The 13828-nt window shown below is 72.0% G+C and carries 12 protein-coding genes and 1 pseudogene; 7 read left to right on the forward strand and 6 right to left on the reverse strand.

What is annotated here, in order from left to right:
* Nucleotides 1–43 precede the first annotated feature (43 nt).
* From ADL12_RS04000 to ADL12_RS04010, 3 genes are read left to right on the forward strand one after another with little or no spacing between them, the layout of a single operon-like run.
* Nucleotides 44–1462, forward strand: a complete 1419-nt coding sequence (locus ADL12_RS04000; RefSeq protein ID WP_062698496.1) for a glycosyltransferase family 4 protein — start codon at nucleotides 44–46, stop codon at nucleotides 1460–1462.
* A gap of 6 nt (nucleotides 1463–1468) precedes the next feature.
* Nucleotides 1469–2794, forward strand: coding sequence for a nucleotide sugar dehydrogenase (locus ADL12_RS04005; protein WP_079051819.1), 1326 nt, complete (start codon nucleotides 1469–1471; stop codon nucleotides 2792–2794).
* Nucleotides 2795–2829: 35 nt separating this feature from the next.
* Nucleotides 2830–3972 (forward strand): glycosyltransferase, encoded by a 1143-nt coding sequence (locus tag ADL12_RS04010; protein ID WP_062698497.1) that lies wholly within the window; start codon nucleotides 2830–2832, stop codon nucleotides 3970–3972.
* Nucleotides 3973–4076: 104 nt separating this feature from the next.
* Here ADL12_RS04010 and ADL12_RS04015 read toward each other — a convergent pair whose 3' ends face one another.
* Complete coding sequence (locus tag ADL12_RS04015) at nucleotides 4077–4526, reverse strand: PPOX class F420-dependent oxidoreductase (protein WP_062698498.1); 450 nt, start codon at nucleotides 4524–4526, stop codon at nucleotides 4077–4079.
* Between the two features lie 89 nt (nucleotides 4527–4615).
* Between ADL12_RS04015 and ADL12_RS04020 the strand changes: the two genes are divergently transcribed.
* From ADL12_RS04020 to ADL12_RS04030, 3 genes are all read left to right on the forward strand, one after another.
* Nucleotides 4616–5206 (forward strand): TetR/AcrR family transcriptional regulator, encoded by a 591-nt coding sequence (locus ADL12_RS04020; protein WP_062698500.1) that lies wholly within the window; start codon nucleotides 4616–4618, stop codon nucleotides 5204–5206.
* Nucleotides 5203–6552: an MFS transporter gene (locus ADL12_RS04025; protein ID WP_062698502.1), complete on the forward strand. Its 1350-nt coding sequence runs from the start codon at nucleotides 5203–5205 to the stop codon at nucleotides 6550–6552. Before ADL12_RS04020 ends, ADL12_RS04025 begins: the two co-directional genes overlap by 4 nt.
* 65 nt (nucleotides 6553–6617) lie before the next feature.
* Nucleotides 6618–7850: a serine hydrolase domain-containing protein gene (locus ADL12_RS04030; protein WP_062698504.1), complete on the forward strand. Its 1233-nt coding sequence runs from the start codon at nucleotides 6618–6620 to the stop codon at nucleotides 7848–7850.
* Between the two features lie 5 nt (nucleotides 7851–7855).
* On the opposite strand, the gene ADL12_RS04035 is transcribed toward ADL12_RS04030, so the two are convergent.
* From ADL12_RS04035 to ribA, 4 genes are all read right to left on the reverse strand, one after another.
* Nucleotides 7856–9019 carry a saccharopine dehydrogenase family protein gene (locus ADL12_RS04035; RefSeq protein WP_062698507.1) on the reverse strand — a complete coding sequence of 388 codons (1164 nt, stop codon included), beginning with the start codon at nucleotides 9017–9019 and terminating at the stop codon, nucleotides 7856–7858.
* Nucleotides 9012–10073, reverse strand: coding sequence for a saccharopine dehydrogenase (locus tag ADL12_RS04040; protein WP_062698509.1), 1062 nt, complete (start codon nucleotides 10071–10073; stop codon nucleotides 9012–9014). The genes ADL12_RS04035 and ADL12_RS04040 overlap by 8 nt, the downstream gene beginning before the upstream one ends.
* The gene (locus tag ADL12_RS04045) at nucleotides 10070–11215 is read right to left on the reverse strand and encodes an NAD(P)/FAD-dependent oxidoreductase (protein ID WP_062698511.1); all 1146 of its coding nucleotides are present in this window, start codon (nucleotides 11213–11215) and stop codon (nucleotides 10070–10072) included. Before ADL12_RS04045 ends, ADL12_RS04040 begins: the two co-directional genes overlap by 4 nt.
* Nucleotides 11216–11367: 152 nt before the next feature.
* A complete protein-coding gene (ribA, locus tag ADL12_RS04050) occupies nucleotides 11368–12036 on the reverse strand; it encodes a GTP cyclohydrolase II (RefSeq protein ID WP_062698512.1) in 669 nt (222 codons plus the stop codon).
* Nucleotides 12037–12077: 41 nt separating this feature from the next.
* On the opposite strand from ribA, the gene ADL12_RS49585 reads away from it, so the two are divergent.
* Nucleotides 12078–12866 carry a creatininase family protein gene (locus ADL12_RS49585; RefSeq protein WP_079051820.1) on the forward strand — a complete coding sequence of 263 codons (789 nt, stop codon included), beginning with the start codon at nucleotides 12078–12080 and terminating at the stop codon, nucleotides 12864–12866.
* Between the two features lie 95 nt (nucleotides 12867–12961).
* Here the strand turns inward: ADL12_RS49585 and ADL12_RS56025 are convergent.
* Nucleotides 12962–13729, reverse strand: a pseudogene (locus ADL12_RS56025) (lysylphosphatidylglycerol synthase transmembrane domain-containing protein); the annotation flags it as partial.
* Nucleotides 13730–13828: the final 99 nt, after the last annotated feature.

The raw sequence follows: 13828 nt of genomic DNA on the forward strand, positions 1-13828 counted from the left end.
TATGTACCGATATGTTCCCCGCGCCCTCAGTTTGGCTGCCTCGGTGGCAGTTGGCGAACTGCGCCAGGATCCGTTGCGGGCGGCACTGCTCGCCTTGCGCCTGTTGCCGGGGCGTGTCCGACGTGGGTTGCTGCCGCTTGAACAGCGGCTGGCCGGGCGTGCCCGCACCGCGGGGCCAGTTGCGACGCCCTCCGCCGCCCGGGTGCCCGCGCCGCCCGGGCGGCGGTTTCACCCCGCACCGGGCCGGGTGCTCCACCTGGTCACCAACGGGCTGCCGTTCCGGCACGCCGGCTACACCGTGCGTACGCAGAAGCTCGCCGAGGCCCAGCTGGCGGCCGGGCTGGACCCGCATGTCGTGACCCGGATCGGTTTCCCCGTGACGCAGGGGGTGCTGGACGCCCGGCCGTCACAGCGCGTGGGCGGGGTGCCGCAGCACCGGCTGCTTCCGCTCCGGCTGCCGTACGGGCAGGCGGCTGCGCTGGCGCGTAACGCCGAACTGGCCGCCCGGCTGGTGGAGCGGCTGCGGCCCGCCGTGCTGCATGCCGCGTCCGACCACGGCAACGGGCGGGTGGCGCTCGCCCTGCGCGAGACCTTCGGACTGCCGGTGGTCTACGAGGTACGGGGCTTCCTGGAGGAGACGTGGCTGACGCAGGCGCCGGGCCGCGGCCGGGACGACGAGACGTACCGGGCGCGGCGCGCCCTGGAGACGTCCTGCATGCGCGAGGCCGATCTGGTGCTGACGCTGGGCGAGGCGATGAAGGCCGAGATCGTGGGCCGTGGAGTGCCCGAGGAGCGGGTCCTGATCGCACCCAACGCCGTGGACGACGACTTCCTGGCCCCCCTGCCGGACGGGACGCCCGTGCGGGCCCGGCTCGGCATCGCGCCGGACGAGTTCGTCGTGGGCACGGTCGGCAGTCTCACCCCGCACGAGGGGATCGAGACATTGCTCCATGCGGGTGAAGAGCTGATCCGGCGCGGCGTCCCGCTGCGGCTGCTGATCGTCGGCGACGGTCCGCAGCGCCCCGCGCTTCAGCGCCTGGCCGCCCGGCTGGGCCTGGACGACGGGGTCGCCCTGTTCACCGGCCGGGTGCCGTACGCCCAAGTGCGGGATTTCCACGCCGTGTTGGATGTGTTCGCGGTGCCGCGCACCGACGAGCGCGTCTGCCATCTGGTGACCCCGCTCAAGCCGGTCGAGGCGATGGCGAGCGGTATCCCCGTGGCTGCGAGTGACGTCACCGCGCTGCGAGAACTGGTCGAACACGAGGTTAACGGGAAGCTAATCAAGCCTGAATCGCCATATTCCTGGGCTGATGAGCTGGAAATACTCCTTTACAGTCGAAATCGGCGTTCTGAGTGGGGAGCAGCCGCCCGCGCGATGGTCGCGCGTGACCGCACCTGGAAGCGGGTCGCCGCCACAACCCGTGACGCGTACCGCACCCTTGGATGCCTTGATGCGGGGTGAGTCCCAATGCAGGTGGACCAGACCGGACCGCTCGGGGAAGAGAGCGAACCGCTCGGGGAAGCAGAACGGCCCGATCACTTGGATCTGGCAGTGATCGGGCTCGGCTACGTCGGACTGCCGCTCGCGCGTGAGGCGGCGTCGGTCGGCCTGAGGGTCGTCGGACTCGACCGCGACCCCCGGGTCGTGGAGGCGCTGAACACCGGGCACTCCCATGTCGACGACGTCACCGACGAGGACGTCCTGCGGATGCGGGCGGCCGGATTCGGCGCGTTCACGGACGCGGCCTGTCTGGCCCGTGCGCAGACCGTCGTCATCTGTGTGCCGACCCCGCTCGGCAAGGACGGCGGGCCCGACCTGGGCGCGGTCACCTCGGCCACCCGGACGGTGGCGGGCCGGCTGCGGCCCGGACAGCTGGTCGTGCTGGAGTCGACCACCTACCCGGGAACCACCGAGGAGGTCGTACGGCCACTTCTGGAGGAGTCGGGGCTGCGGGCGGGCGTCGACTTCGCGCTGGCCTTCTCGCCCGAGCGCATCGACCCCGGCAACACCGCGCACGGGCTGCGCACCACGCCGAAGGTGGTCGGCGGCTGCACACCGTCCTGCGCGGCGCGCGCCGTCGCCTTCTACGGCAAGCTCGTCGACACCGTCGTCCAGGCGAAGGGCACCCGCGAGGCCGAGATGGCCAAGCTGCTGGAGAACACCTACCGGCACGTCAACATCGCCCTGGTCAACGAACTGGCCGTGATCAGCCACGAGTTGCACGTCGACCTGTGGGACGCGATCCGCTGCGCCGGCACGAAGCCCTTCGGCTTCCAGGCGTTCCGGCCCAGCCCCGGCGTCGGCGGGCACTGCATCCCCATCGACCCCAACTACCTGTCGTACAAGGTGCGTTCGTCGCTCGGCTACGAGTTCCGGTTCGTCGAACTCGCCCAGGAGATCAACCGGCGGATGCCGGAGTACGTCGTACGCCGCGCGCAGGACCTCCTCAACACCGCCGGCCGGCCGCTGCACGGCTCCCGGGTGCTGCTGCTCGGGGTCACGTACAAGCCGGACGTCGCCGACCAGCGGGAGTCGCCCGCGGTGCCGGTGGCGCGGCTGCTGCGGGAGCGGGAGGCCGAGGTCTCCTTCCACGACCCGAACGTGCGGTCGTGGTCCGTGGACGGGGTGAGTGTCCCGCGCGTCGACGACGTGATGGCGGCGGTGCGCGAGCAGGACCTGACGATCCTGCTCCAGGACCACTCGGCCTACGACCTGCCGGCCCTCGGCGACGCGGCCCGGCTGCTGTTCGACACCCGGGGGCGGATCTTCCGGCCCGGGGTCGAGGTGCTTTGAGCGCTCGATCCCGGGCCACTTCGAAAGGTGCGCTGATGCGAATACTCGTCGTCACCGTCGTCCATCACCCCGAGGACGCGCGGATCCTGCACCGGGAGATCGCCGCCCTGCGACAGCGCGGCCACCGGGTGGTGTACGCCGCGCCGTTCGCGGCACGGGAGGTGGCGCCGCGGCCGTACGTCGAGGGCGTGGATCTGCCCCGGGCCGCGGGGCGCGACCGCCGGGCGGCGCTCCGTGCGGCCCGTGTGCTGCTCGCCGAGCGCGGACCGACGGTGGACCTGGTGCTGCTGCACGATCCTGAGCTGCTGCTGGCGCTGCCGGGAACACTGCGCCGTTGGGGGCACGAGGGACGCGCCCCCGTCACCGTGTGGGACGTGCACGAGGACACGGCGGCGGCGCTGGTGATGAAGCGCTGGGTGCCAAGACCGCTACGGCCGCCGCTCCGACTGGCCGTGCGGGCGGCGGAACGGCTGGCGGAGCGGCATCTGCGGCTGCTGCTCGCCGAGGACGCCTACCAGCACCGCTTCCGCCGCCCGCATCCCGTCGTGGCGAACCTCGCGACGGTGCCGTCCGAGCCGCCCGAGCCGCCGGGCGACAACCGGGTCGTCTACCTCGGGCATCTGTCGCGGGCGCGGGGCGCGCTGGAACTCGTCGAGACGGCCCGGCTGCTGGGACCGGACGTCCGCGTCGAGGTCATCGGCGCGGCAGACCCCGACGTGCGGGACGCGCTCACCGAGGCCGACCAGGACGGCGTGCTGCGCTGGCACGGCTACCTGCCCAACGACCGCGCCCTCGATCTCCTCTCCGGCGCCCTGGCCGGCCTCTCCCTCCTGCACGACCAGCCCAACTACCGCCATTCACGGCCCACCAAGGCCGTGGAGTACATGGCCCACGGCGTCCCCGTCGTCACCACACCCACCCCGCTCGCGGCCGACCTGGTCGAGCGCTACGGCTGCGGTCTCGTCGTACCGTACGAGGATCCTGCCTCGGCGGCAGAGGCCGTACGGCGGCTGCGCGCCGACCCCGAGATGCGCCGGCGCGCGGCCACGCGGGGCTGGGAGGCGGCGCTCTCCGACCTCAACTGGGCCGACCGGGCGACCGAGTTCGCGATGTGCCTTGAGGCCTGGGTGAAGGAGGCGTCCGCGAACCCGACGCCCTCGGCCGTCGTCGCCCGATGACACGAGCGACACGAGCCAGGCGCAATCCCCGGGCGAAGCAACCCGATCATCGCGGGCAGCCGTCCACGGCAGGAGAGGCAGGTGACGGTACGTCAATCAGCCGCTCACCCGCGGTTGGCCCCCTTCGGAATCCCGTACGCCCGTTCCACTTTCAACCGCAGCACCAGCCGCCCGTCCCGGACCATCGCGGCCCGGAAGTCCTCCCAGTCGGGGTGCTCGCCCAGGACGTCCCGGTAGAGACGGACGAGCTCCTCGACCGTGGCGTCGTACGGGTCCTTCGCGACCGGCGAGAGCTCCGCGGTGCCCTCGGCGACGACGTACGCCCGCCGGTCGCGGGACGTGACGTGATACGACGCCCTGGGGTCCCGGCGCAGGTTGCGCGTCTTGGCCCGGTCGTCCGTGATGGAGACGCGGATGATCCGCTCGTCGGGGTAGTAGGCGTGACCGACGTTCGACAGCTGCGGCCGGCCGTCGCGCTTGAGGGTGACCAGCACCCCGCCGTGGCCCTCGGAGAGCAGCGCGAGCAGTGCGTTCTGGGTGGAGTCCTCAGTCATGCCTGGATCAACCCTGCCGGGCGGCCTGCACATTCCCACGCGGCATTCCCGCATAGACACTGTCTACTCGATCATGGTAGACAGTGTCTATGCAGGAATCCGATTCCGATACGGGACTGCGGGCCCGACTCGTCGACGTAGGCGTGGATCTCGTGACCCGGGAAGGCGCCCAAGCGCTCACCCTGCGGGAGATCGCCCGCCGGGCCGGCGTCTCGCACGGCGCCCCGCGCCGCTACTTCCCCACGCACCTGGAGCTGCTCTCGGCCATCGCACGCCGCGGCTTCGACGAGCTGGCGCGACGGGCGACGGCGACGGCTGGCGTCGGCGACGGTACGGCGAGCCCCAGGGCGGAGCTGACCGTACTGGGGCGCGTCTACCTTGAGTTCGCGCTGGGCAACCGCGGCATGTACGAGCTGATGTTCCGTCACGATCTGCTGGAGAGCGGCCACTTGGGACTGCGGGACACCAGCCTCCCCCTCTTCGGCCGCCTGGTGGACCTGGTCGCCCAGGCCCGCCCCGACGCCGACGCCCGGCTCGTCGCGGGCGCATTGTGGGCGAACCTCCACGGCATCGCCCAGCTGTGGGGCTGGGGCAGCCTCCAACTCGCCACAGGGACCGAGGACTTCGTACCTCTGCTGCACTCCGCCCTGGACGCACACCTCGGGCAGGAGGCCGAATGAACCCGCGCCTCACCCTCGTGAGCAGCGTCATCGGCGCCGTGCTCGTCGCACTCGACGGGACCGTCCTGACCATCGCCCAGCCCACCCTGCAAAGCGACCTGGGCGCCTCCTTCGATCAGGTCCAGTGGACCAGCACCGGCTATCTCATCGCGGTGGCAAGCCTGTTGGTGTTCGCCGGGCGGCTCGGCGACCGGTATGGACACCATCGCGTCTTCGGCATCGGCATGCTCGGCTTCGGGGCCGCGTCGGCCGGTATCGCTCTGGCGCCGGGTGTGGGCTGGGTCGTCGGACTGCGGGTCGTGCAGGGCGCGTTCGGGGCGCTGTTGCAGCCGGCCACGCTCGGGATGCTGCGGGCCGCGTACCCGCCCGACCGGCTGCGGACGCCGATCGCCGTACGGACCGCGGCGATCGGGGTGGCGGCCGCTGCCGGGCCGGTCGTGGGCGGTGCGCTGGTGGCCGGGCCGGGCTGGCGGGCCGTGTTCCTGCTGAATGTCGTGCCCGCCGTCGTCTTCGGCGTGCTCGCCCTCGCCGTGCGGCCCGCGCGCACCGCCTCCCCCGCCCGGCTCGACATACCCGGCGCCCTCCTGCTCGCGGTGACCCTGGCCTGCCTGGTCCACGCCCTCGTCGCGCTGCCGGGCTGGGTCTGGACGGCCACGACAGCCGCCGTCGCCGGCGCCGCGTTCGTCCGGCACGAGCGCCGTACCGCGAGCCCTCTGCTGCCGCCGGACGTGATCGGCTCGGCGGCCGTCGGTTCGGCGCTCGGCATGCTGGTGGCCGCGTCGTCGGCGCTGTCGGGCGCGCTGTTCGTCGGCACGTTCCTGTTGCAGGGCACGCTGGGCCTGGACCCGTTCCGCAGCGCCCTGGTCAGCCTGCCGCTGGCCCTGCTGATGGTGCTCGCGGCACCCTCGTGCGCGGTGCTGCTGCGCCGGGCCGGGGCCCGTCGTACAACCGTGGCGGCGATGGCGGTCCTCGCGCTCGGGATCCTCGCCCTGTCCCGCGCGTCGGCCACGCCTGCCCTGTGCGCCGCGTTCGCCCTGGTGGGGGCCGGGTTCGGCACCGTGATGGTGGCGGCGACCCACGTCGTCGTACGCGAGGCCGCCGTCGAGTCGGCCGGGGTGGCGGGCGGACTGCAGCAGACCGCGATGAACCTCGGGCCGGTGCTGGGCGTGGCCACCGCGACCGCCCTCATGGAGCCGGGCGGTGGCCCCGGGCTGCCGCTGGGCGTCCTCGCCGCCGTCGCCCTGGCCGGTGCGGCGCTGGGCCGAAAGCTGCCGGGACGACCCGGGACGGCAATCAACGATCATGGCCAATCGAAGGACCGTACTCCTGTTCCTGCGCGACGATGAGATCCGAGGCCGTTCCGGCGGGGTATGTCGGAGCGCACCTCGTCGTACGCATTCGGAGGAGAGCCATGGCACTGCTGACACAAGAGGTCGACCCGGGCGAGGTCGGGCTGGACGGGAAGGCTCTCGACCGCCTCGACCAGCACTTCGCCCACTACGTCGACGAGGGGCGACTGCCCGGCTACCTGGTGTCCGTCGCCCGCGGTGGACGCGTCGCCCACCTCGCCACGCACGGCCACCGGGACCTGGCGGCCGGGCTGCCCGTCGAGGCCGACACGCTGTGGCGGATCTACTCCATGACCAAGCCGGTCACCTCGGTCGCCGCGCTGCTGCTGGTGGAGGAGGGCAAGCTGTCGCTCGACGACCCGGTCGACCACCACCTGCCCGCCTTCGCCGAGCCTCGGGTGTACGTCAGCGGATCAGGCGCCGACACCGTGACCCGCCCGGCCGACGGGCCGATACGCATCCGGCACCTGATGACCCACACCGCCGGACTGACCTTCGCCTTCTACCACACGCACCCCGTCGACGCCCTCTACCGCGATGCCAACCTGGACTCCGCGGTACTGCCCGGCTCCGACCTGGCCGGGACGGTCGACGTGTACGCGAGCCTGCCGCTGCAGTTCGAGCCCGGCACGCAGTGGAACTACTCGGTCGCCACCAACGTCCTGGGCCGCGTCATCGAGGTCGTGTCCGGACAGCCGCTCGACGAGTTCTTCGCCGAGCGGATCTTCGGGCCGCTCGGTATGACCGACGCCGGGTTCTGCGTGAGCGACCAACAGGCGTGCAGGCTCTCCGAGTTGTACGGCGAGACCGACGACGGCGGTATCGAACCGATCCCCGGCCTCCCGCTGCACGGCCGTCCCCGCTTCCTGTCCGGCAGCGGTGGCATGGCGGCCTCCGCGCACGACATCCACCGCTTCATGGAGCTGCTGCGCCGCCGCGGCGAACTCGACGGCACCCGCCTGCTGGCCGCCGGGACCGTGGACCTGATGACGTCCAACCACCTGCCGGGCGGCGCCGACCTGCGCGCCTTCGGCAGCCGCCCCGCCCACGACGAACCCGGCAACGACGGCCTCGGCTTCGGCCTCGGCGTCTCCGTGGTGATCGACCCGACGCGGACGAAAGCCCCGACCGTCCTCGGCGCCTACGGCTGGAGCGGGGTGGCGACCACCACGTTCTGGGTCGACCCACGCCACGACCTGACGGTGCAGTTCATGACGCAGGTACGGCCGAAGACCTCGCACACGATGTTCCAGGACCTCAAGCGGCTCGTGAACGAGGCCATCACGGACGACTGAGCCCCTTACTGGTCCACGCGCAGGGCGAACTCCACCCCCTCCAGAGCGAGTTCACGCAGCCACTCCTCCGAGCGGGCCGCCGTCTCGGCGGCGCGGTTCAGGCCCGCCGGCAGGGAGCCGTCCAGGATGTGGCGCACGCCGAGGGCGAGGGGCCGGGAGACACAGCGGGCCATCGCGCTCTCCTCCGCGTCCCCCACCAGGTCGAGGAGGTAACTACCGGACCACGTCCGCCCGTCCCCGCCCCGCGCGTCCAGCGACACGGCGAGGACGACGCGGTCGCGGTCGGCGTCCGTGGTGGGGTACCTGGCCGCCAACTCCCCTGCCAGAGCGGCGATTCGGGCGTCGTCGCCGGCCTTCAGCTCCTCGAAGACCGCGTCCCAGGCACGCAGCCAGCCCTCCAGGCGCAGGGTGCCGCGCACGAAGGTCTGCGGCTTCCAGCCGGGCGGCAGCCCGTACTGCTGCACGAACGGAACGCTGTCGCGGTTGGGGTAGACCTCGAACGCCTCCCCGTCCACCACATGCCGTCGCGTCGCCTCCCACGGCCGCTCGGCGACCGTCTCGGCGCCGTCCCGCACATAACGCGCCGGTGAGCGCAGGGCATTGAGCACACCGGCGGGCGCCCAGCTGAAGCGGTACTTGAAGTCGTTCGGAACCGCGGGGACACCGCCGCAGTACGACGTCAGGCTGTACGAGGCGACCGCGTCGTCGCCGATGGCCTGCCGGGCGCGGCCGACGAGGCAGTGGGCGAAGAGGTGGTCGATGCCCGGGTCGAGGCCGGCCTCGGTGAGCACGACGAGCCCGGCCGCGGCAGCCGCGGGCACCTGCTCCACCACCGCGTCCGACACATAGCTGGAGCAGGCGAAGTGCGCCTGCCGCTGGACACAGGCCGCCAGGATCCCCGCGTGCTCCGGCGCGGGCAGCATCGATACGACGACGTCACCGGGCGCCAGTTCGGCCGTGAGCGCGGCAAGCGTATAGGCGCGGGGTTCGGCGCGTCCGGCGAGTCCCCGTCGGGCCAGGGCGTCCGCCGCACGGCTCTCGGTACGGTGCCACAGGCGTACGCGGTCGGCGGTGTCGCAGAGCCGGGCCAGACCGCTGCCCGTGGACAGTCCGGCGCCGACCCAGTGGACGGTGCCGCCGGCGGGAACCCGGGCGGAGTCGTCAGACATGGCGGGACTCCCCTTCTGCAATGCCGTGTTCACGGCAGGCCTGGTGGAACCGGTCCAGACAGCGCCCCCACGGCCCACCCGTCCCGAACTCCAGCAGCTGGAGCAGCAGCGCCGACGAGAAGTCGGTGCTGGACTCCCGGGGCAGCAGGGAGGGCAGGTTGTCGATGGCGATGAGGTCGAGCGGAGGCTCCTTGCGCAGGCGGCGTACGGGCTCGGTCCACTCGGTGGTGCGGTCGTAGACGGGCAGGACGTTCAGCGGGGAGCCGACGTCGACCGTGACGTCGCACAGGGTGCGCAGCCTGCGGGCGGGGTCGTCGAGGTCCTCCTCGCGGAGGAAGGGCGGGACGGGGGTGGTGGCGAGGACGGCGTTCACCATCACGTCGTGCGCCAGCAGGGCCGCGCGGTCCAGGTCGCGGGTCTCGGCGAGGTCCCAGGGCGTCGCCTCGATGCCGGCGGTCAGGAACGCGAGGCGTGCGCCGCGGCCACTGCGGCCCAGGGCGCCGATCACGAGCGCCGTGAACTCCCGGTCATCCGGGGCTGGTTGGAGGGCTGCGTCCAGTTCCTCCTTCGACGTGGGGGTCAGCGGCGCGACGAGCCTGCCGCGGTGCTGGAGGACGGCCAGGGCGGCGCCGAGATAGCCGGCCCAGAAACCGAAGGCGGCGAGGCGTCGGCCGTCGTCGTCCACCAGGTACTCCAGGTCGAGCAGGGCCCCGCCCCCGTCGGCGAACCGGCGGAGCAGGTCCCCGGCGCCGGGCTGCTGCTTGTAGGCGTGGCCGAAGAAGATGTGCCGGTGCGTCAGTTCGGCAGGCCCGTCCGGGAGTTCCTTCAACCCGATGACGACCGCATCCGCCGGGGCCGACACCCAGGAGCCCGAGGGCGCGATGCGGCAGCCGGCCGCCTCGTACTCCTCGATGGGGAAGATCCGCTGCGGGGACTCCTCGACGGTCAGCGTCACTCCGCTCTCGACGAGCCGCCGGGCGTCGGACGGCACGATCGGGGTGCGTCGCTCGGTGGAACGGACCTCGTGGCGCAGCCACAGGTGGAGATCGGTCATACGCGGTTGGCCTCCGGGCGCGGGGCGTCGGCCGCGAACCGGCCGGCGCTCAAGGGGCTGACGTCCACGAAGGGTACGCGGCCGAGGTACAGGTCGCGGACGACCTCGCCGACGGCCGGTCCCTGCAGAAAGCCATGGCCGGAGAAGCCGGTCGCATACAGGAAACGGGACACGGAAGTCGCCTCGCCGATCAGCGCGTTGTGGTCCGGGGTCACCTCGTACAGGCCCGCCCATCCGCCCGTGCGGCGCAGGTCGAGCAGGGTGGGGGCGCGGTGCTCCATGGCTTCGGCCAGGCGGGGGATCCAGCGGTCGTGGGTGTCGGTGGCGAAGCCGGGCCGCTCGTCGGGGTCGGACATGCCGAGGAGGAGGCCGGGGCCCTCGGCATGGAAGTAGAGGCTGGTGCTGAAGTCGATGGTCATGGGCAGGTGCGGCGGCAGTCCGTCGACGGGTTCGGTGACCGCGATCTGGCGGCGCAGCGGCACCACCGGAAGGTCCACGCCGACCATCGCCCCGACCGCCCGTGACCAGGGGCCGGCCGCGCAGATCACCGTGTCGGTGGCGATCCGGCCGATGGTCGTCGTCACGGCGGTGATGCGGTCGCCGCGCAGTTCGATGCCGGTGACGTCGTTGTGGCGTAAGATCCGCGCCCCGTACCGGCGGGCGGCGGACGCGTAGCCGTGCACGACGGATTCCGGAGTGCAGTGGCCGTCGTCCGGCGAGAACGCGGCCGCCAGCAGTCCGTCGGTGGTGATCAGCGGGGAGAGCCGCTGCGCCTCGGCGGGGTCCATCATCCGGCTCGGCACACCGAGGGAGTTCTGCAGCCGGACGCTCGCCTCGAACCCGGCGACCTCCTCCGGAGTGGAGAGCAGGAACAGATACCCGACCCGGTGCAGCCCGATATCGTGTCCGGTCTCCTCCTCGAACCGGCCGAACGCCTCCAGGCTGCGCGCCCCGAGCTGGATGTTCAGCTCGTCGGAGAACTGCGCCCGCACCCCGCCGGCCGCCTTCGAGGTGGAGCCGGAGGCCAGCTCGTCCCGCTCGACGAGGACGACGTCTGCGACGCCGGCGCGGGCGAGGTGGTAGGCGATGCTGGTGCCCATCACGCCGCCTCCGATGACGACGACACTCGCGTTTGCGTTCACAAGCACACCTTCCTGACTGACGCCGGTTCGGCAGCGCCCTCAGGGGCGCGGGGCTGTATCGATCTGCGGCTCCGCCGCGTGGGCGCGACCAGCCACAACGGAGCCGCAGACGACCGACGACACATCGCGGCACAACCCAGCGGAACGCCTCGTCAGGACAAATGCGCCACCGCGTCCAGATGGGGCAGGTGGTGGTCGAGGCGCTCCCGCTTGGTGCGCAGGTAGGTGATGTTGTTCTCACACGGCGGGATCAGCAGCGGGACCGTCTCGGCCACCTGGATGCCGTGCCGCACCAACGCCTCGCGCTTGCGCGGGTTGTTCGACATCAGGCGGACGCTGCTCACCCCCAGGTCGTGCAGCATGCCGGCGGCGACGCCGTAGTCGCGGGCGTCCACCGGCAGGCCGAGCGCGAGGTTGGCCTCGACGGTGTCCAGGCCCTCCGCCTGCAGCGCCATCGCCCGCAGCTTGGCGAGCAGGCCGATGCCGCGGCCCTCGTGGCCCCGCAAGTAGACGACGATGCCGCTTCCTTCGGCGACGACCGCGCGCAGCGCGGAGGCGAGCTGGTCGCCGCACTCGCAGTGCTGGGAGCCGAAGGCGTCGCCGGTCAGGCACTCGGAGTGCAGCCGGGTGAGGACGTCGTCCGTGCCTATCTCACCGTAGACCAGGGCCACTTGCTCGTCACCGCGGTCGTGGTCGAGGTAACCGATCGCGCGGAATTCCCCGTACACGGTGGGCAGGGGGGCATTCACCACGCGTTCCACGCCGGAACGCTGCGTCCGCTGTGCGGACTTCTTGCCGAGGACGCCAATTTTTTCTGTCATGATTCTTCAGTTCCTAAGCAGAGACGAAAGGCCGGGAAAAGATGAGTGGTTCACAAACGCGGCCGGTGGCACACTCGTTGGTGCCGGCGGACACCACCGAAGACGTACGGACGCGAGGCGCGGGCGTTTCACGACAGGTCGCGGTCCTTCCCGTCGGAAGCTTCGAGCAGCACGGTCCGTTCCTCCCGCTGGCCACCGACACGCTCGTGGCCTGCGCGGTCGCGCGCGAGATAGCCGCCACGCATCCGGTGCACCTGCTTCCACCGGTGACGATCTCCTGCTCGCACGAGCACGCGGCCTGGCCGGGGACCGTCAGCATCTCCTCAGTGACCCTTCATGCGGTGATACGGGACATAGCGGCTTCGCTCCGCCGGTCCGGCGTGGACGCCCTGGTGCTGGTCAACGGGCACGGCGGAAACTACGTACTGGGCAATGTCGTTCAGGAGTCCTCCGCGCGCGGCGAGCGGATGGCGCTGTTCCCGGCCGCGGAGGACTGGGAGGCGGCGCGGGAGCGGGCGGGGGTGGAGACCTCGCTCCTCACCGACATGCACGCGGGGGAAATTGAGACCTCCATCCTTCTGCACACTCATCCCGAATTGATCCGACCCGGTTATGAGACTTCCGATTTCGTGGCGGACGACCGCCGTCATCTACTGACCCGCGGTATGTCCGCCTATACCGATTCGGGTGTCATAGGCCGTCCTTCGCTGGGCTGCGCGGAAAAGGGGAAGCGGCTGCTGGCGAGCCTCGCGGATTCCTTCGGCGCGTATGTGTCACTGCTGACCTCCGCGGACGATTCGGTACGGGACACGGGAGACGCGAGGGCGTAGCGGGAGTACCAGCGGGCGACCAGGACGAGGACGCCGGGCAGGGCGGCCACGAAGCTGAGCACGCCGTACACGACGGCGACGGCCAGCCCGGTGTCGGCACCCAGTCCTGCGGCGCCGAACGCCCAGGCGGTGACGCCCTCCCGGGGGCCGAAGCCGCCGACGTTCAGGGGCAGGCCCATGGCGAGCAGGGCGAGGACGGCGAGCGGCAGCAGGACGGCCACGGAGGCGGTGGTGCCGGCGATCCGGGCGGCGAGCACGAACATCGCGAGGTGGCCGGCGAGGACGACGACGGAGGAGACGGCGACACCGGGCCCGTTGCGGCGGGACAGCAGGGCTTCCCGTGCCTCGCCGAGCGTGCTGCGCAGCGCCGTCGGGTTCGACCGGTCACGGCGCGAGGGCGCGCGGTTCATGCGTACGGCGGCCACTACGGCGAGCGCGCCCACCGCGGCGAACAGCAGGACGGGCGTGAGGTCCCGGGCCTCGTTCAGCACCGGCGACGGCATGGTCAGCAGGACGACGGCGCCGGCACCCGCGAGGACGACCTGACCGGCCATGCGCTCGAGAACAACCGCGCGGACACCGCGCCCCATGTCACCGGCGCTCTGCCCGTGCCGCACGGCCCGGTGCACATCGCCGAGGACGCCGCCGGGGAGGGCCGCGTTGAGGAACAGGGCGCGGTAGTAGTCGGCGACGGCCGGCCCGAGCGGCAGCCGGATCCGCAGCCCGCGGGCCACCAACTGCCAACGCCACGCGCTGAACACGGTGGTGACCAGCCCGATCCCGAGCGCCGCGACCAGCGCCGGCCCGTCGATCCGCCGCAGCCCGTCGAGGAAGACGCCGGTACCGAGCCGCCAGAACAGCACCGCGAGGATGACGACGCCGACGGCCGTGCCCAGGTGGGTGCGGAAGGTGGGGGTGTTGAGGCGGGACAGGAGGGTGCGCAGGGACGTACGGGGGCGGGG

This window comes from Streptomyces regalis, from assembly GCF_001509475.1.
GTDB lineage: Bacteria > Actinomycetota > Actinomycetes > Streptomycetales > Streptomycetaceae > Streptomyces > Streptomyces regalis.

Excerpts from the sequence above, each read along its gene's own strand:
- ADL12_RS04005 (WP_079051819.1), top strand. The coding sequence starts at position 1,469 with ATGCAGGTGGACCAGACCGGACCGCTCGGGGAAGAGAGCGAACCGCTC.
- ADL12_RS04030 (WP_062698504.1), top strand. The coding sequence starts at position 6,618 with ATGGCACTGCTGACACAAGAGGTCGACCCGGGCGAGGTCGGGCTGGAC.
- ADL12_RS49585 (WP_079051820.1), top strand. The coding sequence starts at position 12,078 with ATGAGTGGTTCACAAACGCGGCCGGTGGCACACTCGTTGGTGCCGGCG.
- ADL12_RS04035 (WP_062698507.1), bottom strand. The coding sequence starts at position 9,019 with ATGTCTGACGACTCCGCCCGGGTTCCCGCCGGCGGCACCGTCCACTGG.
- ADL12_RS04020 (WP_062698500.1), top strand. The coding sequence starts at position 4,616 with ATGCAGGAATCCGATTCCGATACGGGACTGCGGGCCCGACTCGTCGAC.
- ADL12_RS04025 (WP_062698502.1), top strand. The coding sequence starts at position 5,203 with ATGAACCCGCGCCTCACCCTCGTGAGCAGCGTCATCGGCGCCGTGCTC.
- ADL12_RS04015 (WP_062698498.1), bottom strand. The coding sequence starts at position 4,526 with ATGACTGAGGACTCCACCCAGAACGCACTGCTCGCGCTGCTCTCCGAG.
- ADL12_RS04040 (WP_062698509.1), bottom strand. The coding sequence starts at position 10,073 with ATGACCGATCTCCACCTGTGGCTGCGCCACGAGGTCCGTTCCACCGAG.
- ribA (WP_062698512.1), bottom strand. The coding sequence starts at position 12,036 with ATGACAGAAAAAATTGGCGTCCTCGGCAAGAAGTCCGCACAGCGGACG.
- ADL12_RS04010 (WP_062698497.1), top strand. The coding sequence starts at position 2,830 with ATGCGAATACTCGTCGTCACCGTCGTCCATCACCCCGAGGACGCGCGG.